Source organism: Klebsiella sp. Shm-1, from assembly GCF_040804525.1.
GTDB lineage: Bacteria > Pseudomonadota > Gammaproteobacteria > Enterobacterales > Enterobacteriaceae > Klebsiella > Klebsiella pneumoniae.
Genome location: NZ_CP161823.1, coordinates 4,814,498 through 4,838,837, shown reverse-complemented (window position 1 = coordinate 4,838,837; position 24,340 = coordinate 4,814,498). Strand labels below are relative to the sequence as shown.

Here is a 24,340-nt window from a genome sequence, read left to right as displayed (position 1 = left end):
GCGGGTTTGCTGCCAACCCGCTGTTGACTTTATTTGGCGCAGGGAGTTTACTTTTTTTATTAAAGTGACACTCTGGGTTAATCTATGGCAACAAAATTAAACTGGCTGCTGCAAAACAGCGCTCCCGGAGATGTGATCCTTCAGTCCTGGTTAAGCCAGCATGCCATCTCTCCCTCTCTGGCCTTTAAATACGCGCAAAGTGGCTGGTTAAAAAAAAGAGGCAACGGCGTATATGCGCGTGCGGGACGTGAGCCGGAGTGGAACGATGCATTAGCATGTTTGCAAAATCAGCTTGCCGCTCCGGTGTATGTTGCGGGGCTCAGTAGCTTAGTCTGGCAGGGCCGTTCACACTATCTACAGCTAAAACAAAACCAGTGCTGGCTTAGTGTGGAAAATAAAGCGCTGCTGCCGAAATGGTTCAGGGAATTCCCGGGTGTGGAGTGGATAGTCATATCGGGGAAAAAACTGCCGGTGCTGGATGATAGATACCGTGTAACGCTTGATATAAAAGGGAAAAAACTCATCGGCAGTGCGCCAGAACTGGCTGCTTACGAGTTGCTGAGCGCGGTGCCGGGGACCCTCTCATTTAACCACGCTGCAGAGCTTTTCCAGGGGCTGGTTAATCTTAATCCTCGTAAAGTAGAGTATCTTCTTTCCGTCAGCCAGTCCGTGCAGGCCAAGCGTTTGTATCTCTTCTTCGCCAGTTTTTACGAGCATGGCTGGCTCAAACGAATCGATAGCCAAAAAATCGATCTGGGAGCGGGCAAGCGGCAAATCGTGGAAAATGGAAAGTTCAATGCTCAATACCAAATCACAGTGCCTGAACGCTTTCAAAAGGAATAAAAAATATGGATATACAGGCGCCTTATTATCGGCAGGTTGCTCTGCTAATGCAGGTTTTACCCTATGTTGCTGTCGAACGGGAATTTGCGCTGAAAGGTGGCACTGCAATCAATCTCTTTATCCGCGATTTCCCTCGATTATCGGTGGATATCGACCTCGCCTGGGTGCCCCTGGAAAGCAGAGCCATCGCTTTACCTCATATACGGGATGCGCTTGCACGTATTGCCGCCAATCTGCAACAACAGGCAGGTATGAGCGCTGTATTACAAGCTAATCGTTCAGATGAGATGCGTGTCATTGTTACTACCGATAGCGCGCAAATAAAGATAGAGGTTTCACCGGTCGCCCGGGGAACATTATATCCACCACAGGAGCGAGAAGTGGTGGGGGCGGTAGAGGACGTTTTTGGCTATGCCAGCCTTCCAGTGGTTTCGTTGCCTGACCTCTACGGTGGAAAATTATGCGCGGCGCTGGATCGCCAGCATCCCAGAGATTTTTATGACGTGAAATTACTTCTTGATGCGCAGGAGCTTGACCGTCCCATTTTCAATGGGTTTATCGCGTATTTACTGAGCCATAATCGGCCTCTGGCTGAAGTGCTGAATCCTCGCTGGAAAGATATTGCTGAACCTTTTTACCGTGAATTCAGCGGGATGACATTTGAGACGATAGCCCTGGAGGAACTGACAGCAGTCCCCAACAGGATGATTGCTGCGTTAAAATCCTGTTTCACACAACAGGATGTCGATTTTTTACTGTCATTTAAACGAGGCGAACCAGACTGGCGTTTAGCGCCGGAAATGCGTATTCAGGATTTGCCTGCCGTGCAGTGGAAATTGCGCAATATTCATCAGATGCCAGCGATAAAACGCGCTGAGTCATTAGATAAACTGGAAAAGGTGCTGGCCGAGTGGCGCAGTTAGTTACCTGGCCCGCCCTTGTTGAACTCAGCGTAAAACAGGCGTGATTTGAATAAACCGTATCCCTTTTCTCGCCATGACACGCCGTTCTCCTGTGGCATCGCCCTGATAGCGGGATCTACTCGATCTAAACATTCTGCAACTGAATAAACGCCTGTAGCTCAGGGAGCGTTTTGGCGCCGTCGATCGCATTGACGGCCTGCAGGCTGGCGCGGGCGCAGGCGTGGGCCAGCTGCAGACTGGCGGTTAACGGCCAGCGTTCGTGGCTGCCATACAGCAGGCCGGCGCAGAAGGCGTCCCCCGCGCCGACGCTGCCGATAATCTCCTCCGGCGGTAGCCGCCATGACGGTACCCAGCGCCCGGCTTCGGTACGGGAGACGCCCCATGCCCCCTCCGGACAATGGATCACTACCCGCTGGCGTACGCCGGCGTCAAGCAATGCGCTGGCGGCGCGGGCGATATTGGCGACGTGCGGCTCGCCGTTGGGTAGACGAATCTCCAGCCCGCTAAACTCGCTGGCTTCCAGTTCATTGATGGTCAGGTAGTCAAGATGCTTCAGCGCCGGCAGGACCAGCGGCCGGTAGCGCGGGTCGCCCTTGCGCGACACCAGATCGAGGGACACCTCATAGCCTCGCTCGCGCATCTGCGCCAGCAGTCGCGCGCTGCGGGTGCCGTACACTTCATCGGGGCGATCGAGGCTTTCGAGCAGCAGCAGATAGCCGAGATGGAAAATTTTCAGCGGCGCATCCAGCGGCTCAAAAGCCGGGAGATCAAGCAGGCGGTTGGCGCCGGGAGAGTGAAAGAAAGTGCGCTGGCCTTCGGCGTCGGTCATCACCTGGGTCATCGAGGTGGGGGCGGAGCTGGTGCGCTGTACGAGCTGGCGATTGATATGGTACTGATCGAGCATGGCGGTGATGTAGTCGCCATCGTTATCCTCGCCAATCAGGCCGACCGCCTGCAGCGGCAGCCCGGCGTGCATTTTGGCCAGGGTCAGCAGGACATTCAGCGGCGCGCCGCCGGTGGCGCGTTCGCTATGGACAATTTCCACCAGCCAGCCGCGCTCCGGCCACTGCCCGATCTGGTGGACATGATCGACCAGCATGTTGCCTGCGGCAATAATGCCTTTCCGTTCCATGATCGCTACTCCGCGCCGTCATATTCGTTAAGCGTAGCGCACAATCGGCGGAACGATTGTGCGCCTGGTTGCGCTTATTTCACGGTCCAGCCTTTGTAAGAGCTGACGTTATTTTTGTCGATCATCGTCACCGGGATCAGTACCGGCGCGGTCGGCGCAGGTTTGCCCTGCAGGATGTCGTAGCCAATCTCCACCGCCTTCGCTGCCATCACCTGTGGGTCCTGCGCTGGGGTGGCGACGAACAGCGAGTTCTTACGCTTCAGCGCCTCTTCGCCGTCCGGGCTGCCGTCGACGCCGACGATGAAGAACTCGCTGCGCTGCGCCTGTTTCGCTGCCAGATCAGCACCAATCGCCGTCGGATCGTTGATCGCGAACACGCCGTCAATCTTCGGATTGGCCGCCAGCAGGGAGGTCATCACCTCCAGGCCGCCTTCCCGGCTGCCTTTGGCGTTCTGGTTGGCGGAGAGGATTTTAATGTCCGGGTGTTTTTTGAACTCCGTTTCGCAGCCTTCGACGCGGTTTTGTACGGCGGAGACCGGCGGCCCGTTGATGATCACCACGTTGCCTTTGTTGTTCAGGCGGTCGCTAATGTATTTACAGGCCAGCTCGCCCGCCTGGGTGTTATCGGAGGTGATGGTGGCGTCGGCCCCTTCGGCGGCGACGTCAACCGCCACCACCACGATCCCGGCCTCTTTGGCCCGCTTCACCGCCGGGCCAATGCCTTTCGAATCGGCGGCGTTGAGGATGATCATATCGACTTTGGCGGCGATAAAGTTATCGATCTGCGCCACCTGCTGGCCCAGATCGTAGCCGCTGGAGACCAGCGTCACTTTGACGTTATCCCCCGCCAGCTTGCGGGCCTCCAGCTCCGCCCCTTTGGTGATCTGTACAAAGAACGGGTTGGCAAGGTCGCCCACCGTCACGCCAATCGCTTTCAGCTCTTTGGCCGACGCAAAAGGGGAGGCGGCCAGCAGCGCGCCAGCACACAGCGCGGTGACTATCGGTTTTAAACGCATTCGCTTTTCCTCGCAGGTAAGATGTTGTTGTTATGCACTTTGATGATGTCGGGTACGGTATTTGTCGATCAGCACCGCAATGATGATCACCGCCCCTTTGATCACCAGTTGCCAGAAGTAGGAGACCCCCATCAGGGTCATGCCGTTATTGAGGGTGGCGATAATTAGCGCCCCCACCAGTGTACCGGTGATGGTGCCGATACCGCCGACGAAGCTGGTGCCGCCGAGAATGACCGCGGCGATGGCGTCCAGCTCGTAGCCGACGCCGAGGTTGCCGTTGGCGCTGTACAGCCGCGAAGCGCTCATCACCCCGCCAAGGCCGGAGAGCAGGCCGCTCATGCCATAGACAAACAGCAGCACCAGCCAGACTTTGATGCCGGTCAGCCGCGCCGCCTGCATGTTGCCGCCCACCGCGTAGATATGCACCCCAAGGGTGGTGCGGCGCAGGATAAACCAGCACACCGCGATCACCGCCAGGGCGATGACTACCAGCCACGGCACCGGGCCGAGGTAGTCATTGCCGATCCACTCGAAGCTGATATCGGAGTTGATCACCGTGGTGCCGTCGGCCAGCAGATAGGCGGCGCCGCGCAGCGCCGTGTAGGTGCCGAGGGTGACGATAAACGGCGGTAGCCCGGCGAAGGCGACCAGCGCGCCGTTGAACAGGCCGAGCAGCAGGCCGAGCATCAGCGCCGCCGGAATCGACAGCAACGCAAACGCCGGGATCAGCGACACCACCATCGCGGCCACTGCGGTGGTGCCAAGGATGGAGCCGACGGAAAGGTCAATGCCGCCGGTGAGGATGATAAAGGTCATTCCCGCCGCCAGCACAATGTTGATCGAGGCCTGGCGGGTGATATTCAGCAGATTGCTTTCCGTGAAAAAGTTGGGGGCGATAAAGCCGAAAACGGCGACGATCAGGATGAGGATCGGCAGAATGCCGACGGTCTGCATCAGGTCGCCCATCAACATTTTTTTCGCCGAAGCGGATTTCGCGACCGGCGCGGAGGTCTCTTTCGGTATGCTCATAGTTGCCCTGCCTTAAGGTGAGAATCGGTCACGCCGGTGGCCAGCGTCATGATACTTTCCTGGCTAATATCACCGGCCTGTAGCTCGCCGGCGATAACGCCCTCGCGCATCACATAGACCCGGTCGCTCATGCCCACCACTTCGGGCAGCTCGCTGGAGATCATCAGAATGGCGACGCCCTGGCGCGCCATGTCGTTCATGATGCGGTAAATTTCGCTTTTCGCGCCGACGTCGACGCCGCGGGTGGGTTCATCGAGGATTAGAATGCGCGGGCCAATCGCCACCCAGCGCGAAATTAACAGCTTCTGCTGGTTGCCGCCGGACAGTCCGCCGGCGCGCACCTGGGCGTGCGGCACGCGGATGTTAAGCAACTGGATGGCGTCATCGGAGATGGTTTGCGCCTTCCGGCGGTTGAGCATCCCCCAGGTCGCGTCGCGCTCCAGCGTCGCCATGGTGATGTTTTCCTGGGCTGCCAGTTCGAGAAACAACCCCTGTTCTTTGCGGTTTTCGGTCAGAAAGCCGATCCCGAGGTCGATGGCTTCCCGCGGCGAGTGGATCACCACCGGCTCGCCGTCGATCTCAATCACCCCGGCGGTGGCTTTGCGCACCCCGAAGATCAGCTGCGCCAGTTCGGAACGCCCGGCGCCGACCAGCCCGGCGAGGCCGACGATTTCGCCGGCATGCACCACCAGGCTGCTGGGCTTAATCTTGCCGCCATCGGTCAGATCCTCGACCCGCAGGCGCGGCTGGCCGCGGGGAATGTCCCGTTCTTTATTGAACAGATCGCTGAGCGGGCGGCCGACCATCATGCGCACCAGCTCCGGCGCGTTGAGCTTGTCGCGCACCAGGCTGCCGACATACTGCCCATCGCGCAGGACGCTGACCCGGTCGGAGAGCTCATACACTTCCGCCATGCGGTGGCTGATATAGATGATCGCCATCCCCTCATCGCGCAGGCGCAGGATGAGCTCGAACAGGCGCTGGGTTTCCCGCGAGGAGAGGGCGGCGGTGGGTTCATCCATCACCAGAATGCGGCTTTGACGGTGCAGGGCGCGGGCGATCTCCACCTGCTGTTGTTCGGCGATGGTCAGGGTCATCACCCGGTCGCTGGCTTTGAACTGGGCGCCGAGACGGTCGATCACCGCCTGCGCCTGGCTGAGCATGGCTTTGCGCTGCACCAGACCACCGCGCGCCAGCTCGCTGCCGAGGAAAATGTTTTCCGCGACGGTCAGGTTCGGCGCCAGCTGCATCTCCTGGTAGATCAATGTGATCCCGGCGGCCAGCGCGTCCTTGGGGCCGCGGATGGTTTGCGGTTTTCCGTCGATCAGGATCTCGCCGCTGGTGGCGGTATAGGCGCCGGCGAGGATCTTCATCAGCGTGCTTTTTCCGGCGCCGTTCTCCCCCATCAGGGCATGGATCTCGCCGGGCCAGACCGTCAGGTCGACGCCCTTCAGCGCGTAGAATTTGCCAAAAGCTTTGGCGATATGGCGCATTTCCAGTACCGGGGTGGCGGTCATCGCGGCGCTCCTGTCTGTAAGAACAATAGCTGCAGTCCACCACCGGAAAATAAATGCAGAATGTCAGAATCCATTCATATTTGTCATAGTGATAAATAGTTAACCGCGATCACAGTTACGCGGCGTCATTTTCTGCACCGTCACGCTTATCTGCCGACCGATCCTTCACCGGAGTTGTTATGACCGCTCGCCGACACCCGTTTTTCACCAGCGCCCGTGGCCGCCTGCTCTCCTTTAATCTGCTGATGGGCGTGGTCACCCTGTTGGTCAGCGGCGTGGCGGTGTTCGGCTTTCACCACGCCAGCCAGCTGCAGGAGCAGGTGCAGCGCCAGACTCTCAACGACATGCGCGGCAGTATGGATCTGGCGCGGGACACGGCGAATGTCGCCACGGCGGCGGTGCGCCTGTCGCAGGTGGTGGGGGCGCTGGAGTACAAAAGCGAAGCGGAACGGCTGCTGGCGACGCAGCAGGCGCTGAAGCACTCGCTGGCCCAGCTGGCGGCGGCCCCGCTGGCGCAGCAGGAGCAGGCGCGGGTGGCCAATATTATTCGCCGCAGCAACGCGCTGCAGCAGAGCGTGGCGGAGATGCTGGAGCGCGGCCAGCGCCGCCATCTGCAGCGCAATGCGCTGCTGAGTTCGCTTTACCAGAATCAGAGTAACCTGCGCCATCTCGCCGATCTTAACGATCGCGGCGGGGATAAGGCGATCGATCCGCGCCGGCTGGCCGAGATGGACCGGCTGATCGTGGCTGCGATCCATACCGTCACGCCGCGGTCGATCGTCCTGCAACTCGACCAGCTGCGCGGCGCCCTGCCGACACGCAGCGCCGATCCCGCGCTGGCGTTTGTCCTCCCTGATGTGACCCGCGAGCTGGCGACGCTGGCCCCGCTGTCGGCCCAGCTGGAGGAGAGCGACCTGACGATCAGCTGGTACATGTATCACATCAAAGCGCTGGTCGCGTTGCTTAACGAAGATATCAATCAGTACGTGACCCGGGTGGCGGAAGCCTCAGAGCAGCGGGCGGCGCAGAGCCATCGGGAGCTGCGCTCCATCAGTATGTTTATTCTGCTTTCCGCGCTGCTGGCGCTGGCGATCACCGGCTGCGCCGGGTGGTACATCTACCGTAATCTCGGCTCGAACCTGACCGCCATCTCGCGGGCGATGTCGCGGCTGGCTCAGGGAGAGCCGAACGTCTCGGTGCCGGCCCTGCAGCGGCGCGACGAGCTGGGGGAGCTGGCGCGGGCCTTTAACGTTTTCGCCCGCAATATGGCGTCGCTGGAGCACACCACCCGGCTGCTGAAAGAGAAGACCAACCAGATGGAGATCGATCGGATTAAGCGCCAGGAGCTGGAGGAGGCGCTGCTGCATAGTCAGAAGATGAAGGCCGTCGGCCAGCTGACCGGAGGTCTGGCGCATGACTTTAACAACCTGCTGGCGGTGATTATCGGCAGCCTTGAGCTGGTGGAGCCGGATGCGCGCGATGCGCCGCGCCTCTCCAGGGCGCTGAAGGCGGCGGAGCGTGGGGCGCTTCTGACCCAGCGGCTGCTGGCCTTTTCACGCAAGCAGGCGCTGCATCCCCAGGCGGTGGCGATGGCGCCGCTACTGGAGAACCTCAGCGAGCTGATGCGTCACTCCCTGCCGGCGACCTTAAGCCTGGAGATTGAGGCGCAGTCGCCGGCGTGGCCGGCATGGATAGACGTTGGCCAGCTGGAAAACGCCCTGATCAATCTGGTGATGAACGCCCGCGACGCCATGGCGGGGCGCGACGGGGTCATCAAAATACGCACCTGGAATCAGCGGGTCACCCGCAGCAGCGGCCAGCGGCAGGATATGGTGGCCCTGGAGGTGATCGATCATGGCAGCGGGATGTCGCAGGCGGTGAAAGCCCGGGTGTTTGAACCTTTCTTCACCACCAAAGCCACCGGCAGCGGCAGCGGCCTGGGGCTGTCGATGGTGTATGGCTTTGTGCGCCAGTCTGGCGGCCGGGTGGCGCTGGAGAGCGCGCCGGGGCAGGGGACGACGGTGCGGCTGCAGCTGCCGCGAGCGTTGACCGAGGTTGAGAAGGAGGTGGTGCCAGCGGTGGACGAGCCGTCCCCGGCGGGCGAGCGGCTGGCGCTGGTGCTGGAAGATGAAGAGGATGTCCGCCAGACGCTATGTGAACAGCTGCATCAGCTGGGCTGGCTGACGCTGGAAACCGCCAGCGGTGAAGAGGCGCTGCAGCTGCTGGAGGCCTCGCCGGATATTGCCCTGTTGATTAGCGATCTGATGCTGCCCGGCGCCCTGAGCGGCGCCGATGTGATCCATACCGCCCGACGCCGCTTTCCGGCGCTGCCGGTGCTACTGATCAGCGGCCAGGATTTGCGTCCAGCGCAGAACCCGGCCCTGCCGGAGGTTGAGTGGCTGCGTAAGCCGTTTACCCGCGCCCAGCTGGCGCAGGCGCTGAGCGCGGCGTACGCGAGGATTTGAGATTCCTCCGCTACCCGGGTTTCATGCGGATGATTAAGGTAGCGGCAGGACTCTGATGAGATTGGCCCCGATGAAACGTTACGCAACCGCACTGCTCTTTTGCACTCTGTCGCTGACCAGCCTGGCCGCTCGCGCCGATATTATCGATGACGCGATCGGCAATATTCAGCAAGCCATTAACGACGCCTATAACCCGGGCAGCAGTCGCTCCGATGACGACGACAGATACGATGACGATGGCCGGTATGATGACGGGCGCTATCAGGGGAGCCGTCAGCAGAGCCGTGACAGTCAGCGCCAGTATGACGAGCGGCAACGCCAGCTGGACGAGCGCCGCCGCCAGCTGGATGAACGCCAGCGTCAGCTCGACCGCGATCGTCGTCAGTTAGAAAGCGACCAGCGTCGGCTGGATGATAGCTACTGATCGCCCCCCGCAGGCCAGCGCTTAATCCAGCGCTATTTCCATCCCGTCATAGCCCGCTTCGAAACCTGTCGGCAGCGGGTTATCCATCATCCAGATGTCAAACTGGTGGCTGATATGGGTGAGGATCACCCGCGGACAGCCAATGATCTGGTTAAGGCTGCGGACGGTGTTTAGATCGTTATGGTTACGCGGGGTCTGCGCGCGCGGCTCATGACTGCAGTCGATGATCATCGCCTGCGGGCGGTTATTGAGCAAAAACTTCAGCGTCTTGTCCGGCAGCCCGGCGGTATCCGAGAGCCAGGCCAGCCGGCTGTGGGCCGACTCCAGCAGATAACCAAAGGTCAGCTTCGAGTGATTAAGGGGTAGGGGCGTCACCCGCAGCCCCTGCAGGTTAAACATCACAAACGGCGTGACGGTATGGCTAAAGTCAAGCAGACCGGGGTGTTTGAGCAGATCGTCGCAGCCGGCGTCATCCGGCGGGCCATAGACCGGAATCGACGCGCCGACTCCCCAGCGCAGCGGAAACAGCCCCTGCACATGATCCAGATGGTAGTGGGTCAGCAGCACCTGTTGAAAGCTGCCGGCGGGATGATGCTCCATCAGATCCGGTCGTCCGGCATCGAGCAGCGTCACGGCGTTGTTGAACGTGACCACTCCGCTACAGGGGCGGCGTCGGTGGCTCTCCTCGCGGCGGGCGCGGCGGCAGGCCGCGCAGTCGCAGCCGAAGACCGGCACCAGCTGAGCGCAGCCGGTGCCGGTTAAGCGGAGGGTCAGGCTCATCGTGTCACCTTTTGTTTATACCAGTTGATCCGCTTCGCGCGCCGCGTGGCTGCGCAGCAGGCGGAAAAATTCATCGACCGATTGTCGGAGACTGCCGTCATTATTCAATGTCAGGCAGTTGTCCGGCTTATAGCGCGCGGCGCGTTCCAGACGCTGGGCGATTTCCAGCGCGTTTTCCCGGCCGCGCTGCTCCAGCCGCTGGCGCAGCACCGGCGGCGAGACGGCGAGACAGATCGGCACCAGCACCTCGCCGTAACGTTCCCGGGCCAGCGCCAGGTGGGCGCGGGAGCCGTTGGCCACCACGTCAAAGCCGGCGTGCAGCCAGAGGTCGATCTCCACGCCAATGCCATAGTAAGTATTGTTGGCGTGCCAGCTGAGAGCAAAAAGATGCTGCTCGGCGCGGGTAAAAAACTCATGTTCGCTGAGGGCGATATGATTCTCGCTGCCCGCGTTAAACGGGCGGGTTATGTAACGATGGGCCACCAGCAGCTGCGGGTGCTCGCGCTGGCGCAGCGCCGCCAGCAGGCTATCTTTACCGGAGCCGGAGGGGCCCACCAGCCAAATCAGTTTTCCTGGCATTAAAAGACCCTCTTTCCCTGGCGCCAGACATGGTCGATCTGGATATGTTCGCCGCGACGGTGCGCCAGCACCAGGTCGGCGCGTTTCCCCTCGGCGATGACGCCGCGATCGTCAAGGCCCAGCGCCTGCGCCGGATGCTGACTGACCAGACGGATCGCCTGTGGCAGGGTGAAGGCATTGTCCTCGGCGTCGGCGATGCGGAAAGCGGCATCCAGCAGGCTGGCGGGGTAATAGTCAGATGAGAGGATGTCCAGCAAACCGTGGCTCGCCAGCTGGTGGGCGGCGACGTTGCCGGAGTGGGAACCGCCGCGCACGATATTCGGCGCCCCCATCAGGACGTGCATCCCGTGCTGACGTGAAGCCTGCGCCGCGGCCAGCGTGGTGGGAAACTCGGCGATCACGCTCCCTAGCTGGTGGGATTCGGCCACATGCGCCTCGGTGGCGTCGTCGTGGCTGGCGAGGGCGATACGGCGGGCGCGGCACATGGCGGCGATGGTCTGGCGATTGGGCTGCGACCAGGTGGCGGCCAGAGCCATCTGCTCGGCTTCAAAACGGTCCATTTCGTCATGCGTCAGATGATATTTGCCCTGATAATAATCGCGGTACTTGCTGTGATCGGCGTACTGACGCTGGCCCGGCGAGTGGTCCATCAGAGAGACCATGCTCACCGACTCGCGATCGATCAGCTTTTCAAACAGCGGCAGCGTGGTGTGATGCGGCAGCTCGCAGCGCAGGTGCAGGCGGTGTTCGGCGCGGTTGAGACCGCGCTTTTGCGTCTCCTCCACGGCATTGACCATCTTCTCCAGATTCTCAAGACGATCGCCGCCATCGCGCACGTCGCCAATCGCCACGGCGTCCAGCACGGTGGTGATGCCGCTGGCGACCATCATGGCGTCATGGCTGCTCATCGCCGAGTGGGCCGGCCAGTCTACCTTCGGCCGCGGGGTAAAGAACTTGTCGAGGTTATCGGTATGCAGCTCGATAAGGCCCGGCAGCAGCCAGCCGCCTTCCCCATCCAGCGCCTGCGGCAGCCGGCTCTGGCTTTCGGCGAAGGCGAGGATGCGACCGTCCTGGACTTCCAGCGAACCGTGGACCACCTCGTCGTCGAGAACCAGTTTTACGTTATTGATAATCATGCTGTCATTCCCATAGAGTGCAGTCGGTCGGCGACCTGACGGCGTACCCCTTCGTCATGGAAAATCCCCACGATGGCCGCGCCTCGCGCTTTGGCATCGTGGATCAGGTTGACCACGGCAGCACTGTTTTTGTCATCCAGTGAGGCGGTGGGTTCATCAAGGAGCAGGATCGGATAGTCGACCGCAAAACCGCGGGCGATGTTGACCCGCTGCTGCTCGCCGCCGGAAAAGGTGGACGGCGCAAGGTGCCACAGGCGTTCCGGAACGTTGAGGCGGGTCAGGAGCTGGGCGGCTTTCGCGGCGCTCGCTTCGCGCGGCGTCCCAAGATCGAGCAGCGGCTGCATCACCACCTCCAGCGCTGAAATGCGCGGGATCACCCGTAGAAACTGGCTGACCCAGCCGATGGTGGTTTTGCGCACTTCCAGCACCTTGCGTGGGGTGGCGGTGACCAGGTCCACCCATTCGTCGCCGTGGCGGATATGGATATGGCCGCTGTCCGGCAGATAATTGGCGTACAGCGAACGCAGCAGGGTCGATTTGCCGCTGCCGGAGTGACCGTGGAGCACCACGCACTCCCCGGCGTTAACGGTCAGCGAGGCGTCGGCCAGCACCGGCAGACGCACGCCGTGCTGCTGGTGCAGAACAAAGGTTTTATGGACGTTTTCAACGCGGATCATGTTAGCTCTCACGGGGTTGAGTTGCCGGGTGGCGCGTCGCTTACCCGGCCTACGAATAACGCACCTGTGGGCCGGGTAAGGCGCAGCCGCCACCCGGCAAAACAGCATTAATTCTGCAACACCGACGACACCAGCAGCTGGGTGTAAGGATGGTGCGGATCGTCGAGCACCCGGTCGGTTAAGCCACTCTCCACCACCTGGCCCTGCTTCATCACCAGCAGACGGTTCGCCAGCAGGCGAGCGACGCCGAGATCGTGGGTAACAATCACCACCGCCAGATTCAGCTCCACCGCCAGGCCGCGCAGCAGGTCTAGCAGCCGCGCCTGCACGGACACATCCAGCCCGCCGGTGGGTTCATCCATAAACACCAGCTTCGGCTGGGTGACCAGATTGCGGGCGATCTGCAGACGCTGCTGCATGCCGCCGGAGAAGGTGGTGGGTAGGTCGTCGATGCGCGAGGGGGGGATCTCCACCTCCTGCAGCCACTTTTCGGCGGTGGCGCGAATGTTGCCGTAGTGGCGGGCGCCGGTGGCCATTAGCCGTTCGCCGATGTTGCCCCCGGCGGAGACCTGGCGACGCAGACCGTCCATCGGGTGCTGATGCACTACGCCCCATTCGGCGCGCAACAGGCGTCGGCGTTCGGCTTCGCTCATGGCGTACAGCGAGCGCTGCTGGTACAGCACCTCGCCCTGCTGCGGCGTCAGGCGGGCGGAGATTGCCTTCAGCAGGGTGGTTTTACCGGAGCCGGACTCGCCGACGATGCCGAGCACTTCTCCCGGCCACAGCTCGAAGGAGACATCGCGAAAACCTTTATCCGGGGCGTAGAGATGGGTCAGGGTATTCACAGCAAGTAATGGCTGGTTCATTTTTTCTGCCCCTCGCTCTGCTGGCGGCAATAGTCGGTATCGGAGCAGACAAACATCCGCTGGCCGCTGTCATCCAGCACCACTTCGTCGAGGTAGCTGTGGCGCGAGCCGCAGATGGCGCAGGGCTCATCCCACTCCTGCACGGTAAAGGGATGGTCGTCGAAATCGAGACTCTCCACCGGGGTATAGGGCGGCACGGCGTAGATCCGCTTTTCGCGCCCGGCGCCGAACAGCTGCAGCGCCGGCATCATGTGCATTTTCGGGTTATCGAATTTCGGGATCGGCGAAGGGTCCATCACGTAGCGGCCATTGACCTTCACCGGATAGGCGTAGGTGGTGGCGATATGGCCGAAGCGGGCGATATCTTCATACAGTTTCACCTGCATGACGCCGTACTCTTCCAGGGCGTGCATGGTGCGGGTTTCGGTTTCACGCGGCTCGATAAAGCGCAGTGGCTCCGGGATCGGCACCTGGTAGATCAGGATCTGATCCTCCACCAGCGGCGTCTCCGGGATCCGGTGGCGGGTCTGGATCAGGGTGGCGTCTTCGGTACGCTCGGTGGTGGCGACGCCGGTGACGCGCTTAAAGAACTGACGAATCGACACCGCGTTGGTGGTGTCATCCGCGCCCTGGTCAATCACCTTCAGCACGTCGTTCTCACCGATGATGCTGGCGGTCAGCTGGATGCCGCCGGTGCCCCAGCCGTAGGGCATTGGCATTTCGCGCCCGCCGAACGGCACCTGGTAGCCGGGAATCGCTACCGCTTTGAGAATAGCCCGGCGGATCATGCGCTTGGTTTGCTCGTCGAGGTAAGCAAAGTTATAGCCAGTCAGTGGGTTAGCCACGTTCGTTCTCCCGTTGCAGGCGTTTCAGCAGCGCCAGTTCGGCCTGGAAATCGACATAGTGCGGTAGCTTCAGATGCGAGACGAAGCCGGCCGCTTCGACGTTATCGGCGTGGGCCAGCACAAACTCTTCATCCTGCGCCGGGCTGGCAATCTCTTCGTCATAGTCCGGCGCCTGCAGCGCACGGTCGACCAGCGCCATGGCCATCGCTTTGCGCTCGCTCATGCCGAAGGTCAGGCCGTAGCCGCGGGTGAAGTGCGGCGGCTCCTCCTGCGGGGCGACGAAGCCATTAACCATCTCGCACTCGGTCAGCAGCAGCTCGCCAATATTGACGCTAAAGCCCAGCTCTTCCGGGACGATTTCCACCTGCACGTAGCCGCTGCGGATCTCGCCGGCAAACGGATGGTTGCGGCCATAGCCGCGCTGGGTCGAATAGGCCAGTGCCAGCAGGTAGCCTTCATCGCCGCGCATCAGCTGCTGCAGGCGCGAGGAACGCGAGCAGGGGTAGACCGGCGGGGTGCGGGTGATATCGTCGGGCGGCGTGCCGCGATCTTCCTCGGTCTTCGCCAGCCCCTGCTGCGTGAGCAGGCTAAAGACGTGCGGCGTCGGCTCTGCTTCGCCATCGGCTTGCTGCACAGACGGCGCTTCGCCATTGGCCAGCAGGGTAAAATCGAGCAGGCGGTGGGTGTAGTCGTAAGTGGGGCCCAGCAGCTGGCCGCCGGGGATATCTTTATACACTGCGGAGATGCGGCGTTCGAGGCGCATCTCCGCGGTATTAATCGGTTCGCTGACCGCCAGCCGCGGCAGGGTGGTGCGGTAGGCGCGCAGCAGGAAGATCGCTTCGATGTTATCGCCGCTGGCCTGCTTCAGCGCCAGCGCCGCCAGTTCGCGGTCGGCGATGCCGCCCTCGGTCATCACCCGGTCCACCGCCAGGCTGAGCTGGTCGCCTATCTGTTCGACGCTCAGTTCGGGAAGCCGTCCATCGCCCCGTCGTTTCTGTTCCTGTAAGGCGTGAGCGGCGCGGATCGCCTTCTCGCCGCCCTTGACGGCAACGTACATTTAGCACACCTCCACGTGGGTGGTGCGCGGGATCGCCAGCAGGCGCTCGCCGCAGGTGAGGATCAGGTCGATGCCCAGCGGGAACGGATGCGGGCGTTCGGTTAATTCGTCGATGATGCAGTCCGGCAGCTGCGGCGCGATCATTCGCTCTTCGGCAATGCCTGCCCCGGTCAGGCGCAGCATGCGTCCGCCGCTGAGGCTGGCAAGCTGAACGATCAGTGTGACGCCGGTTTCCGGCGCGGTGACGGTGCCAGCGGAAAGGACGTTGAGCTGCTCGGCGCTGATGCCGTCATTGGCGATGGCAAAAACCGCCTGCTGCGGCTGGTCCACCAGCGGCGCGCCGGTATGAAAGCGCAGATTCTGTCCCACCAGATCGTTACGCAGAGCGCTGGCGAGCCAGACCGGTGTTTCATGATCGGCAAGGGTCAACAGCAGGCTGGTGGAGGCCACGTTCAATGGCTGCCAGCCGTGCTGAAGCTGCTGCAGGGAGACAATCACCCCCGGCTCGCTCATCGCTTTCAGCAGGCGACGAAAACTGTGTTGGGCATCCTGCACAGCCAGGGTAAAAGCGGGTTGTAAGGTCATGCGTTATCTCCGCGAACCAGGGTAAAGAAGTCGACCCGGCTGGCGTTGACTTCGGCGCGTCGGGCTTCAATGCGCGCGCTGCGTAGCGCTTCCAGCGGGGTTATCAGGGTTTCCATTAAGGTGTGAAAATGGCGGGGCGACTGCAGCAGGGCGTCGATCGCCGCGCAGCGTTCAGCGTGCGGGCGGTCGCGGCCTAAGATCCAGCTGTAACCGAGGGTACCGTCAGCCAGGCGTACCGCTGCGCGGGTAAGGGTGGCGTCGCCGGCAAAGAAGCGGTCGCCGATACCGCCCATGCGGGCCTGGAGCTGTACCAGCCCGGTTTCCGGGGTGCGAATCAATTCATATTCCGGCGCCAGCTGCAGGGACTGCATGCGCGCCAGAAGGTCCTGCGGTTCACTGTGGGCCAGCACGGACATCCAGCGCTGGCGGGTGGCGGTATCGAAGTGCATTCAGTGCTCCATGGTAAATTCAATCATGTCGGCGCGGGTCAGGCTGACGGAGTACTCCGCCGTGAGCGACTCGCCCTCGCGGCTATTGAGCGTGCGGACGCAGAGCAGCGGCGCCATATTGGGGATTTCCAGCAGCTTGCTCTCTTTTGCCTGCGCGCGGCGGGCGCTAATTTTGGTGCGTACGCGGGTCAGTTCGACGTCGAGCCGATCGCGTAGCAGATCGTGCAGCGAGCCGTGGCTGAAGGTCTGTAGCACCGGCCAGAAGCGCAGGTCGGCGAAGTAGTGGTCAATCAGGCACAGGGCGACGCCATTGACCCGGCGCAGGGTACGCAGGTGGATCACGTTCTCGCCCTCATTGATGCCAAAGGCTTCGGCGACATGGGCGCTGGCAGGGCGCAGCACCGACAGCAGCTTTTCGCTGGTGGGATCGCTGCCTTGTTCCAGCAGGTTTTGGCTGAAGCGCGCCTGGGCGTTAAGCGGGTAGTCGATGGGGCGCATCAGCACCAGCACACCCACGCCCTGACGGCGCTGAACCCAGCCGCGCTCAACCAGCTGGTCGATAGCCCGGCGCAGGGTGTGGCGGTTAACGTCGAAGCGCGTCGCCAGCTGCTGCTCGGCGGGCAGATAGTCGCCGCAGCGATAGTGATGGCGCAGCTCCTGCTCAAGTCGGGCGGCGATTTCCTGATAGCGCGTGGGGTAACTGGTCGGATGTCTGGACAGGTGCATAGTCATCAAGCCTCACACAGCATAGGCGAGGAGCTTCCTCGCGTTGTGGGCCGATCCTGACTGGTTTATGTTGCATTTCGGTTAAGTGACGATGACTAAAGGATGAAGAGTTGATGCCAGGCGGATGACAGGGCGGCCGGGCCGCCCTGGGGGCGTCAGCCTTGTTTGACCACGTTGATCATCCAGGGGACGCCAAAGCGGTCGACGACTTTGCCGAAGCCGTGGGCCCAGAAGGTTTCCTGCCAGGCCATCTCAATGCGCCCGCCGACAGCCAGCGCGTCGAACCAGCGCTGGCCTTCAGCGACATCGCTGGGATCGAGGACGAGGGTGAAGCCGGCGTAATGCACATCGGGCCCGAAGGCGCTGTCGCTCAGCATCAGCTCGCCATTATTGATGCGCAGGCTGGCGTGGGCGATAGCATCATCCGCCATCTTCTGGCCAGACGGGCAGCCATCTGACGCTTCCTGCGCCGGGGGCGGCATTTCGCCAAAGGTCATTTTAAACATCAGCTCTGCGCCCAGCGTCTGCTGGTAGAAGGCGATCGCCTCGGCGCAGTTGCCCGCAAAGGCAAGGTAGGGACTTAAGGACATGGTGAATACCTCAGTGACCGTAACCCGTAAAGCGTAGTCGCCCGGCAGGCGATTGAGCCAGACGGCAGGGCGAAAAGGGGCGCTGAAATATGACGGCAGGCGACAGCGTAAATAGCGGTTGCCGGCGAGGGAAATAACAGGATGCGCCGGGGGACAAACGGCCACCAGGATATCGGGAGCGGCGACGGTTATGTGAAAAAATAATCGCGCCGCCTACCCGAAATTAAATCAGTTCTTTTTCACAAATTCCGATTTGAGCTTCATCGGACCAAAACCGTCAATTTTGCAGTCAATATTGTGATCGCCTTCGACCAGACGGATATTTTTCACTTTGGTGCCGATTTTCAGCATCGAAGAGCTGCCTTTAACCTTCAAATCTTTCACGACGGTAACGCTGTCGCCATCGGCCAGTAAATTGCCATTGGCATCTTTAACGATCAGAATGTCGCTCTCTTCCGTCGCCTCGGCAGGGTTCCACTCATGGGCACATTCCGGGCAGATGTACATGCCGCTATCTTCATAAGTGTAAGTCGAATCGCATTTTGGGCAGTGTGGCAGTTGCATGACGCTCCTCATGATGTCGTCGAAAAACAGGACGTTGGTCCTTTAAACAGCGGCTGAGAGCCGAAAGTGGGTATGATTATAGCGCAATCACCCACTTTTGTCGGGTGTTTTTTTGCTAAAAAATAGCCGTGGTGTTATTCCGGAAAGAAGCGAATAAACGCTGAAATTAACCGCCCGAAGTGGAGCAAAATCGACGAAATAATTTCCGCGCGATCGGCAGGAAATGAACTTATTTATTTTCCGACACTCTGTAATGAGGCGGTAAATTTCTGTGAAGTTGATCGCAGATATAAACACTGTTAGGGTAAAAAAGGGGAGCAGGTCAATTTCATCAAGCATCATGATGAGCCGCTCCATTTATTCACCAGTAGCCAGAGCAGGCGTCAACAGGTTCGGTTGTACATTCTGTCAGCAGACAGTGCAGGCAAACCTGCTACGCTTGAAATGAGGAGCACAGCAATTCACCGCTCCTGACGCACGATGCGAATGGCCTTGCCATTCGGCGAAGAGGCGTGCACTCAAGGCGGAGTAGCAGAGGAAAAATATGCTTAAAAGGAAAAAAATAAAGCCCATCACCCTTAAGGATGTGACCATCATCGATGATGGTAAACTGAAAAAGGCGATCACCGCGGCCTCCCTGGGCAACGCGATGGAGTGGTTCGATTTCGGCGTCTACGGCTTTGTGGCCTACGCCTTAGGTAAAGTCTTCTTCCCCGATGCCAACCCAAGCGTGCAGATGATTGCCGCGCTGGGTACCTTCTCCGTACCATTTTTAATTCGTCCGTTAGGAGGCCTGTTCTTCGGGATGCTGGGCGATAAATATGGTCGGCAAAAAATTCTCGCGATAACTATCGTGATCATGTCGATAAGTACTTTCTGTATCGGCCTTATTCCGTCGTATGCCACGATAGGTATCTGGGCACCGATCCTGCTGCTGCTGTGTAAAATGGCGCAAGGCTTCTCGGTTGGCGGTGAATATACCGGGGCGTCGATCTTCGTCGCGGAATACTCTCCTGACCGCAAGCGCGGCTTTATGGGCAGCTGGCTGGACTTTGGCTCCATCGCCGGGTTTGTGATGGGGGCCGGCGTGGTGGTTCTCATCTCCAGCGTGGTGGGTGAACAGAACTTTCTCGACTGGGGTTGGCGTATCCCGTTCTTCCTGGCGCTACCGTTAGGTATCATTGGTCTCTACCTGCGCCATGCGCTGGAAGAGACGCCAGCGTTCCAGCAGCATGTTGACACCATGGAGCAGGGCGACCGTGAAGGACTGCAGGACGGGCCGAAGGTCTCTTTTAAAGAGATTGCCACCAAGCACTGGCGTAGCCTGCTGACCTGTATCGGTCTGGTGATTTCCACCAACGTGACTTACTACATGCTGCTGACCTACATGCCGAGCTATCTGTCGCATAACCTGCACTACTCGGAAGATCATGGGGTGCTGATCATCATCGCTATCATGGTCGGGATGCTGTTTGTACAGCCGGTTATCGGTATGCTCAGCGACCGTTTCGGCCGTCGCCCGTTTATCCTGATTGGTAGCGTGGCGCTGTTTGCCCTGTCGATCCCGGCCTTCATTATGATCAACAGCAACGTGACTGGCCTGATCTTCGCCGGCCTGCTGCTGCTGGCGGTGGTGCTGAACTGCTTTATCGGGGTGATGGCCTCCTCGCTGCCGGCGATGTTCCCGACGCACATCCGCTTCAGCGCCCTGGCCAGCGCCTTTAACATCTCGGTGCTGATTGCCGGTCTGACGCCAACCCTGGCGGCGTGGCTGGTGGAGACCACCCAAAACCTGATGATGCCGGCGTACTACCTGATGGTTATCGCGGTGGTGGGTATGGCGACGGGCCTGTCGATGAAAGAGACGGCTAACCGTCCGCTGAAAGGGGCGACCCCGGCGGCGTCGGATATCCAGGAAGCGAAAGAAATCCTTGGCGAGCACTACGATAACATCGAGCAAAAAATCGAAGATATCGATCAGGAGATCGCCGATCTGCAGGCAAAACGGTCGCGCCTGGTGCAGCAGCATCCGCGTATCAACGACTAACCGTTTTCACTGTTAATCATGCCGCCTGGGGAAACCCCGGCGGCATTTTTTATGCCTTCGGCAAGGCCAGGCCGTGACGCCGCTGCTGGCTGAGTTTACGGTACTGCTGCGGCGGCATGCCCACGTAGCGGGTAAAAGTGCTGTAGAAGCGACTGCTGGAGCGAAAACCGGCGGTAAGGGCAATATCGAGGATGGTCTTGTCGGTATCGCTCAGCAGCGCCCGCACATGATTGATACGCATGGCGGTAATGTACTGCTTCATGGTCTGCTGCATCACCCGCTGAAAGACCCCCATCGCATAGTTCGGGTTGAGCTTCACGTGCTCGGCAACGGCATTGACGGTCAGCGCCTGGTCGTAGTGGGCAGCGATAAACTCCAGCATCTGGCTGACATAAAACTGCGCGTGGCGCGAGACGCTGTTCTTGTGGGTGCGTGATGTTTTATTGACCAGAATCGGCTGCCAGCCGGCGAGGCTCAGCCGCTTCAGCATCAAGGCGATTTCATCGATCGCCAGCTGGCGTATCTGTTCATTCTCGTGGCTCAGTTCCTGCTGCCAGCGGCGCACTTCGAAGGCGCTCAACTGCTGCGCAGCGAGGGATTTAATCACCATCCCATGGGTGACGTGGTTGATAAGCTCCCGGTCCAGCGGCCATGAGAGAAACAGATGCATCGGTAGGTTGAATATCGCCATCTGCTGGCAATCGCCGGGGCGGGTCAGCTGATGCGGCGTACAGGCCCAGAACAGAGTGATATAGCCTTTCTCAATGCGCACCACTTCGTTATTAATCAAATACTCCACGTCGCCATCGAACGGCACGTTGACCTCCACCTGGCCGTGCCAGTGGCTGGTGGGCATGGCGTGCGGCGGGCGCAGTTCGATATCCATACGCTGATACTCGGAGTAGAGCGCCAGCGGGCTGCGGCTCTGCTTTTCGTCGCTGCTGCACATAAAGGGATCGGGGGGCAGAGAGGTGAAGCGGTGTTCCATCGTTAGCGTATTCCTGAATTGTCAGAGTGGCTGCATTTTTCGCCAGAACTGACGACAGCTTAGCGGAAGAATCGGCCCATTTTCTCTCCTTTTTGCTCAATCTGTTCCCGAAATCTCAGATTTTGTGGCGCTTAATGGCCGATCTGAGCTTTCGGGAATGCTCCGGCGGGAACAGGGCAGCGCAGCGGGGAGCGGCGTGCCACTCTGCAAGTGTTCAATGACCTGATGGAGAGTGCGTGATGTCTGCCCCAAAAATTACTTTTATCGGCGCCGGTTCGACGGTGTTCGTCAAAAATATTCTCGGTGATGTTTTCCAGCGCCCGGCGCTGAAATCGGCGCATATCGCGCTGATGGATATCGATGAAACCCGGCTGGAAGAGTCGCATATCGTGGTGCGCAAGCTGATGGATTCCGTGGGCGCGAACGGCGAAATCAGCTGCCACCGCGACCGGAAAACCGCGCTGCAGGGCGCCGATTTTGTCGTCGTTGCCTTCCAGATTGGCGGCTATGAGCCCTGTACCGTCACCGATTTTGCAGTCTGCAAGCGCCACGGCCTGGAGCAGACCATTGCCGATACGCTGGGGCCGGGAGGCATTATGCGCGCGCTGCGCACCATCCCGCACCTGTGGGCTATCTGCGACGACATGACCGAGGTCTGCCCGGACGCCACCATGCTTAACTACGTCAACCCGATGGCGATGAACACCTGGGCGATGTACGCCCGCTACCCGCATATCAAGCAGGTGGGTCTGTGCCACTCGGTGCAAGGCACAGCGGAAGAGCTGGCGCGCGACCTCGATCTCGATCCGGCGGATTTACGCTACCGCTGCGCGGGGATTAACCATATGGCGTTCTATCTGTCGCTGGAGAAAAAGCTCGCGGACGGCAGCTACGTCAGTATCTACCCCGACCTGCTACAGGCCTACGCCGACGGGCGGGCGCCGAAACCGAACCTGCACGGCAACCCGCGCTGCGAAAACATCGTCCGCTATGAAATGCTCAAAAAGCTGGGCTACTTCGTCACCGAGTCCTCGGAGCATTTCGCGGAATACACGCCATGGTTTATCAAGCCGGGCCGCGATGACCTTCTCGCTCGCTATAAAGTGCCGCTGGATGAATACCCTAAACGCTGCGTCGAGCAACTGGCCAACTGGCATCAGGAGCTGGAGAGCTATAAGCGCGGGGAGCGCATTGAGGTGAAACCCTCCCGCGAATATGCCAGCACCATCATGAACGCCATCTGGACCGGCGAGCCAAGCGTGGTGTACGGCAACGTGCGCAACGATAATCTCATCGACAACCTGCCTCAGGGCTGCTGTGTGGAAGTGGCCTGCCTGGTGGACGCCAACGGCATCCAGCCGACCAAAGTGGGCGCGCTGCCGGCGCATCTGGCGGCGCTGATGCAGACCAATATCAACGTGCAGACGCTGCTGACGGAGGCGATCCTCACTGAAAATCGCGATTACGTCTATTACGCCACGATGATGGATCCGCACACCGCCGCGGTGTTGGGGATCGAAGAGATCTACGCGCTGGTGGACGATCTGATCGCCAGCCACGGCGACTGGCTGCCGGCCTGGCTGCACCGTTAATCCTCTTATGCCGCCGGGGCAACGAACCCGGCGGTGCCTGTCACGCTCTATCAAACGCTAAAGGAGGCGCTGGCGACAGCGACCTGGACCCTATGAGTATTTCAATGACAACAAAGCTCAGCTACGGATTTGGTGCCTTTGGTAAAGATTTCGCTATCGGTATCGTCTACATGTACCTGATGTATTACTACACCGATATTGTTGGCTTATCGGTCGGGGTGGTTGGCACCTTGTTCCTGGTGGCAAGGATCCTCGATGCGATAGCCGATCCGATTATGGGATGGATCGTTAACTGTACGCGGTCGCGATGGGGAAAGTTCAAACCGTGGATCCTGATCGGCACGATAACCAACTCGGTGGTGCTGTATATGCTGTTCAGCGCACACCATTTCAGCGGCGGGGCGCTGCTGGCGTGGGTGTGGCTAACCTACCTGCTGTGGGGCTTCACTTACACCATCATGGATGTGCCGTTCTGGTCGTTGGTGCCGACCATTACCCTCGATAAACGCGAACGCGAGCAGCTGGTGCCTTACCCGCGCTTTTTCGCCAGTCTGGCGGGATTTGTCACGGCCGGCGTCACGCTGCCGTTCGTCAACGCCGTCGGCGGCGCCGATCGCGGTTTCGGTTTTCAGATGTTCACTCTGGTGCTGATCGCCTTCTTCGTCGTTTCCACCCTCGTCACCCTGCGCAACGTGCATGAGGTTTACTCCTCCGACAGTGGTGTGAGCGAAGACTCCAGCCACCTCTCACTGCGCCAGATGGTGGCGCTGATCTATAAAAACGATCAGCTGGCCTGCCTGTTAGGCATGGCGCTGGCCTATAACACGGCGGCGAACATTATCGCTGGCTTTGCGATTTACTACTTTACCTACGTGATTGGCAGCGCGGAGATGTTCCCGTATTACATGTCCTACGCCGGGGCGGCGAATTTGCTGACGCTGATCCTGTTCCCACGACTGGTGAAAGGGCTATCGCGGCGCATTCTGTGGGCGGGTGCTTCGATCATGCCCGTGTTGGGCTGCGGCGTGCTGTTGCTGATGGCGCTGGGCGGCGTTTACAACATCGCGCTGATTTCGCTGGCCGGGGTGCTGTTGAATATCGGCACCGCGCTGTTCTGGGTGCTGCAGGTTATTATGGTGGCCGATACCGTCGACTATGGCGAATATACGATGAATATCCGCTGCGAAAGCATCGCCTATTCCGTTCAAACGCTGGTAGTCAAAGCCGGTTCGGCGTTTGCGGCCTGGTTTATCGCTATCGTGCTCGGTATCATCGGTTACGTGCCGAATGTTGTGCAGTCGCCCCACACGCTGCTGGGGATGCAGGCGATTATGATTGCGCTGCCGACGCTCTTTTTTGCTCTGACGCTGTTTCTCTATTTCCGTTATTACAAACTGAATGGCGATATGCTGCGACGGATTCAGATTCACCTGCTGGATAAATATCGCCGGGTACCGGAAAATGACGTCGAGCCGGAACGGCCGATTGTGGTACCCAATCAGGTGTAAAA

25 protein-coding genes are annotated in these 24,340 nt (G+C 60.1%); 7 read left to right on the top strand and 18 right to left on the bottom strand.

Going from position 1 to position 24,340, the window contains the following annotated elements; translation table 11 throughout:
• The first annotated feature begins 84 nt into the window (after positions 1-84).
• Together AB1E37_RS23635 and AB1E37_RS23630 are read left to right on the top strand one after the other, a co-directional pair.
• Positions 85-843, top strand: coding sequence for a type IV toxin-antitoxin system AbiEi family antitoxin (locus AB1E37_RS23635; protein WP_004177809.1), 759 nt, complete (start codon positions 85-87; stop codon positions 841-843).
• A 5-nt stretch (positions 844-848) separates the two neighbouring features.
• A complete protein-coding gene (locus AB1E37_RS23630) occupies positions 849-1,766 on the top strand; it encodes a nucleotidyl transferase AbiEii/AbiGii toxin family protein (protein ID WP_004146663.1) in 918 nt (305 codons plus the stop codon).
• A gap of 124 nt (positions 1,767-1,890) precedes the next feature.
• Here AB1E37_RS23630 and AB1E37_RS23625 read toward each other — a convergent pair whose 3' ends face one another.
• The 4 genes from AB1E37_RS23625 to AB1E37_RS23610 all read right to left on the bottom strand — a co-directional run bounded on the left by AB1E37_RS23625 (position 1,891) and on the right by AB1E37_RS23610 (position 6,460).
• Positions 1,891-2,898, bottom strand: coding sequence for a carbohydrate kinase family protein (locus AB1E37_RS23625; protein WP_004221949.1), 1,008 nt, complete (start codon positions 2,896-2,898; stop codon positions 1,891-1,893).
• Between the two features lie 74 nt (positions 2,899-2,972).
• Complete coding sequence (locus AB1E37_RS23620; protein WP_002885156.1) at positions 2,973-3,914, bottom strand: ABC transporter substrate-binding protein; 942 nt, start codon at positions 3,912-3,914, stop codon at positions 2,973-2,975.
• A 30-nt stretch (positions 3,915-3,944) separates the two neighbouring features.
• Positions 3,945-4,943, bottom strand: a complete 999-nt coding sequence (locus AB1E37_RS23615) for a ribose ABC transporter permease (protein WP_002885172.1) — start codon at positions 4,941-4,943, stop codon at positions 3,945-3,947.
• On the bottom strand, positions 4,940-6,460 hold the full coding sequence (locus AB1E37_RS23610; protein ID WP_002885173.1) for a sugar ABC transporter ATP-binding protein: 1,521 nt from the start codon (positions 6,458-6,460) through the stop codon (positions 4,940-4,942). The genes AB1E37_RS23615 and AB1E37_RS23610 overlap by 4 nt, the downstream gene beginning before the upstream one ends.
• A gap of 179 nt (positions 6,461-6,639) precedes the next feature.
• On the opposite strand from AB1E37_RS23610, the gene AB1E37_RS23605 reads away from it, so the two are divergent.
• Complete coding sequence (locus AB1E37_RS23605; RefSeq protein WP_032448207.1) at positions 6,640-8,925, top strand: ATP-binding protein; 2,286 nt, start codon at positions 6,640-6,642, stop codon at positions 8,923-8,925.
• 70 nt (positions 8,926-8,995) lie between these two features.
• Entirely contained in the window at positions 8,996-9,349 is a 354-nt protein-coding gene (gene yjdP, locus AB1E37_RS23600; protein ID WP_004151729.1) for a DDRRRQL repeat protein YjdP, read from the top strand.
• Between the two features lie 21 nt (positions 9,350-9,370).
• Here the strand turns inward: yjdP and phnP are convergent, their stop codons facing one another.
• From phnP to AB1E37_RS23535, 13 genes are all read right to left on the bottom strand, one after another.
• Positions 9,371-10,129 (bottom strand): phosphonate metabolism protein PhnP, encoded by a 759-nt coding sequence (gene phnP / locus AB1E37_RS23595; RefSeq protein WP_004221954.1) that lies wholly within the window; start codon positions 10,127-10,129, stop codon positions 9,371-9,373.
• A gap of 15 nt (positions 10,130-10,144) precedes the next feature.
• Complete coding sequence (gene phnN / locus AB1E37_RS23590) at positions 10,145-10,708, bottom strand: ribose 1,5-bisphosphokinase (RefSeq protein WP_004151727.1); 564 nt, start codon at positions 10,706-10,708, stop codon at positions 10,145-10,147.
• Positions 10,708-11,844 (bottom strand): alpha-D-ribose 1-methylphosphonate 5-triphosphate diphosphatase, encoded by a 1,137-nt coding sequence (gene phnM / locus AB1E37_RS23585; protein ID WP_004221958.1) that lies wholly within the window; start codon positions 11,842-11,844, stop codon positions 10,708-10,710. Before phnM ends, phnN begins: the two co-directional genes overlap by 1 nt.
• Positions 11,841-12,521, bottom strand: a complete 681-nt coding sequence (gene phnL, locus AB1E37_RS23580) for a phosphonate C-P lyase system protein PhnL (RefSeq protein WP_004221959.1) — start codon at positions 12,519-12,521, stop codon at positions 11,841-11,843. Before phnL ends, phnM begins: the two co-directional genes overlap by 4 nt.
• Before the next feature lie 107 nt (positions 12,522-12,628).
• The gene (phnK, locus tag AB1E37_RS23575) at positions 12,629-13,387 is read right to left on the bottom strand and encodes a phosphonate C-P lyase system protein PhnK (RefSeq protein ID WP_004221961.1); all 759 of its coding nucleotides are present in this window, start codon (positions 13,385-13,387) and stop codon (positions 12,629-12,631) included.
• Positions 13,384-14,232 (bottom strand): alpha-D-ribose 1-methylphosphonate 5-phosphate C-P-lyase PhnJ, encoded by an 849-nt coding sequence (locus AB1E37_RS23570; protein WP_004221964.1) that lies wholly within the window; start codon positions 14,230-14,232, stop codon positions 13,384-13,386. The genes phnK and AB1E37_RS23570 overlap by 4 nt, the downstream gene beginning before the upstream one ends.
• Positions 14,225-15,289 (bottom strand): carbon-phosphorus lyase complex subunit PhnI, encoded by a 1,065-nt coding sequence (locus tag AB1E37_RS23565; RefSeq protein WP_004221968.1) that lies wholly within the window; start codon positions 15,287-15,289, stop codon positions 14,225-14,227. Before AB1E37_RS23565 ends, AB1E37_RS23570 begins: the two co-directional genes overlap by 8 nt.
• Positions 15,290-15,874, bottom strand: a complete 585-nt coding sequence (gene phnH, locus AB1E37_RS23560; RefSeq protein WP_004221970.1) for a phosphonate C-P lyase system protein PhnH — start codon at positions 15,872-15,874, stop codon at positions 15,290-15,292.
• Positions 15,871-16,323: a phosphonate C-P lyase system protein PhnG gene (phnG, locus tag AB1E37_RS23555; RefSeq protein WP_004210036.1), complete on the bottom strand. Its 453-nt coding sequence runs from the start codon at positions 16,321-16,323 to the stop codon at positions 15,871-15,873. Before phnG ends, phnH begins: the two co-directional genes overlap by 4 nt.
• On the bottom strand, positions 16,324-17,049 hold the full coding sequence (phnF, locus tag AB1E37_RS23550) for a phosphonate metabolism transcriptional regulator PhnF (RefSeq protein ID WP_004177785.1): 726 nt from the start codon (positions 17,047-17,049) through the stop codon (positions 16,324-16,326).
• Between the two features lie 155 nt (positions 17,050-17,204).
• A complete protein-coding gene (gene yjdN, locus AB1E37_RS23545) occupies positions 17,205-17,639 on the bottom strand; it encodes a VOC family metalloprotein YjdN (protein WP_002885221.1) in 435 nt (144 codons plus the stop codon).
• A 228-nt stretch (positions 17,640-17,867) separates the two neighbouring features.
• A complete protein-coding gene (locus AB1E37_RS23540; protein WP_004177783.1) occupies positions 17,868-18,203 on the bottom strand; it encodes a zinc ribbon domain-containing protein YjdM in 336 nt (111 codons plus the stop codon).
• An 87-nt stretch (positions 18,204-18,290) separates the two neighbouring features.
• A complete protein-coding gene (locus AB1E37_RS23535; RefSeq protein ID WP_032448209.1) occupies positions 18,291-18,560 on the bottom strand; it encodes a hypothetical protein in 270 nt (89 codons plus the stop codon).
• Between the two features lie 187 nt (positions 18,561-18,747).
• Between AB1E37_RS23535 and proP the strand changes: the two genes are divergently transcribed.
• A complete protein-coding gene (proP, locus tag AB1E37_RS23530; protein ID WP_004177782.1) occupies positions 18,748-20,250 on the top strand; it encodes a glycine betaine/L-proline transporter ProP in 1,503 nt (500 codons plus the stop codon).
• A gap of 49 nt (positions 20,251-20,299) precedes the next feature.
• On the opposite strand, the gene melR is transcribed toward proP, so the two are convergent.
• Complete coding sequence (gene melR / locus AB1E37_RS23525; protein ID WP_004177781.1) at positions 20,300-21,238, bottom strand: transcriptional regulator MelR; 939 nt, start codon at positions 21,236-21,238, stop codon at positions 20,300-20,302.
• A 239-nt stretch (positions 21,239-21,477) separates the two neighbouring features.
• Between melR and AB1E37_RS23520 the strand changes: the two genes are divergently transcribed.
• Both AB1E37_RS23520 and melB read left to right on the top strand, forming a co-directional pair.
• Positions 21,478-22,830, top strand: a complete 1,353-nt coding sequence (locus tag AB1E37_RS23520) for an alpha-glucosidase/alpha-galactosidase (RefSeq protein ID WP_023316344.1) — start codon at positions 21,478-21,480, stop codon at positions 22,828-22,830.
• A gap of 92 nt (positions 22,831-22,922) precedes the next feature.
• The gene (gene melB, locus AB1E37_RS23515) at positions 22,923-24,338 is read left to right on the top strand and encodes a melibiose:sodium transporter MelB (RefSeq protein ID WP_004218080.1); all 1,416 of its coding nucleotides are present in this window, start codon (positions 22,923-22,925) and stop codon (positions 24,336-24,338) included.
• The last annotated feature ends 2 nt before the right edge of the window (positions 24,339-24,340 follow it).

Coding starts and splice junctions, on each gene's coding strand:
- AB1E37_RS23635 (WP_004177809.1), top strand. CDS start 85: ATGGCAACAAAATTAAACTGGCTGCTGCAAAACAGCGCTCCCGGAGAT.
- AB1E37_RS23630 (WP_004146663.1), top strand. CDS start 849: ATGGATATACAGGCGCCTTATTATCGGCAGGTTGCTCTGCTAATGCAG.
- AB1E37_RS23625 (WP_004221949.1), bottom strand. CDS start 2,898: ATGGAACGGAAAGGCATTATTGCCGCAGGCAACATGCTGGTCGATCAT.
- AB1E37_RS23620 (WP_002885156.1), bottom strand. CDS start 3,914: ATGCGTTTAAAACCGATAGTCACCGCGCTGTGTGCTGGCGCGCTGCTG.
- AB1E37_RS23615 (WP_002885172.1), bottom strand. CDS start 4,943: ATGAGCATACCGAAAGAGACCTCCGCGCCGGTCGCGAAATCCGCTTCG.
- AB1E37_RS23610 (WP_002885173.1), bottom strand. CDS start 6,460: ATGACCGCCACCCCGGTACTGGAAATGCGCCATATCGCCAAAGCTTTT.
- AB1E37_RS23605 (WP_032448207.1), top strand. CDS start 6,640: ATGACCGCTCGCCGACACCCGTTTTTCACCAGCGCCCGTGGCCGCCTG.
- yjdP (WP_004151729.1), top strand. CDS start 8,996: ATGAAACGTTACGCAACCGCACTGCTCTTTTGCACTCTGTCGCTGACC.
- phnP (WP_004221954.1), bottom strand. CDS start 10,129: ATGAGCCTGACCCTCCGCTTAACCGGCACCGGCTGCGCTCAGCTGGTG.
- phnN (WP_004151727.1), bottom strand. CDS start 10,708: ATGCCAGGAAAACTGATTTGGCTGGTGGGCCCCTCCGGCTCCGGTAAA.
- phnM (WP_004221958.1), bottom strand. CDS start 11,844: ATGATTATCAATAACGTAAAACTGGTTCTCGACGACGAGGTGGTCCAC.
- phnL (WP_004221959.1), bottom strand. CDS start 12,521: ATGATCCGCGTTGAAAACGTCCATAAAACCTTTGTTCTGCACCAGCAG.
- phnK (WP_004221961.1), bottom strand. CDS start 13,387: ATGAACCAGCCATTACTTGCTGTGAATACCCTGACCCATCTCTACGCC.
- AB1E37_RS23565 (WP_004221968.1), bottom strand. CDS start 15,289: ATGTACGTTGCCGTCAAGGGCGGCGAGAAGGCGATCCGCGCCGCTCAC.
- phnH (WP_004221970.1), bottom strand. CDS start 15,874: ATGACCTTACAACCCGCTTTTACCCTGGCTGTGCAGGATGCCCAACAC.
- phnG (WP_004210036.1), bottom strand. CDS start 16,323: ATGCACTTCGATACCGCCACCCGCCAGCGCTGGATGTCCGTGCTGGCC.
- phnF (WP_004177785.1), bottom strand. CDS start 17,049: ATGCACCTGTCCAGACATCCGACCAGTTACCCCACGCGCTATCAGGAA.
- yjdN (WP_002885221.1), bottom strand. CDS start 17,639: ATGTCCTTAAGTCCCTACCTTGCCTTTGCGGGCAACTGCGCCGAGGCG.
- AB1E37_RS23540 (WP_004177783.1), bottom strand. CDS start 18,203: ATGCAACTGCCACACTGCCCAAAATGCGATTCGACTTACACTTATGAA.
- AB1E37_RS23535 (WP_032448209.1), bottom strand. CDS start 18,560: ATGGAGCGGCTCATCATGATGCTTGATGAAATTGACCTGCTCCCCTTT.
- proP (WP_004177782.1), top strand. CDS start 18,748: ATGCTTAAAAGGAAAAAAATAAAGCCCATCACCCTTAAGGATGTGACC.
- melR (WP_004177781.1), bottom strand. CDS start 21,238: ATGGAACACCGCTTCACCTCTCTGCCCCCCGATCCCTTTATGTGCAGC.
- AB1E37_RS23520 (WP_023316344.1), top strand. CDS start 21,478: ATGTCTGCCCCAAAAATTACTTTTATCGGCGCCGGTTCGACGGTGTTC.
- melB (WP_004218080.1), top strand. CDS start 22,923: ATGAGTATTTCAATGACAACAAAGCTCAGCTACGGATTTGGTGCCTTT.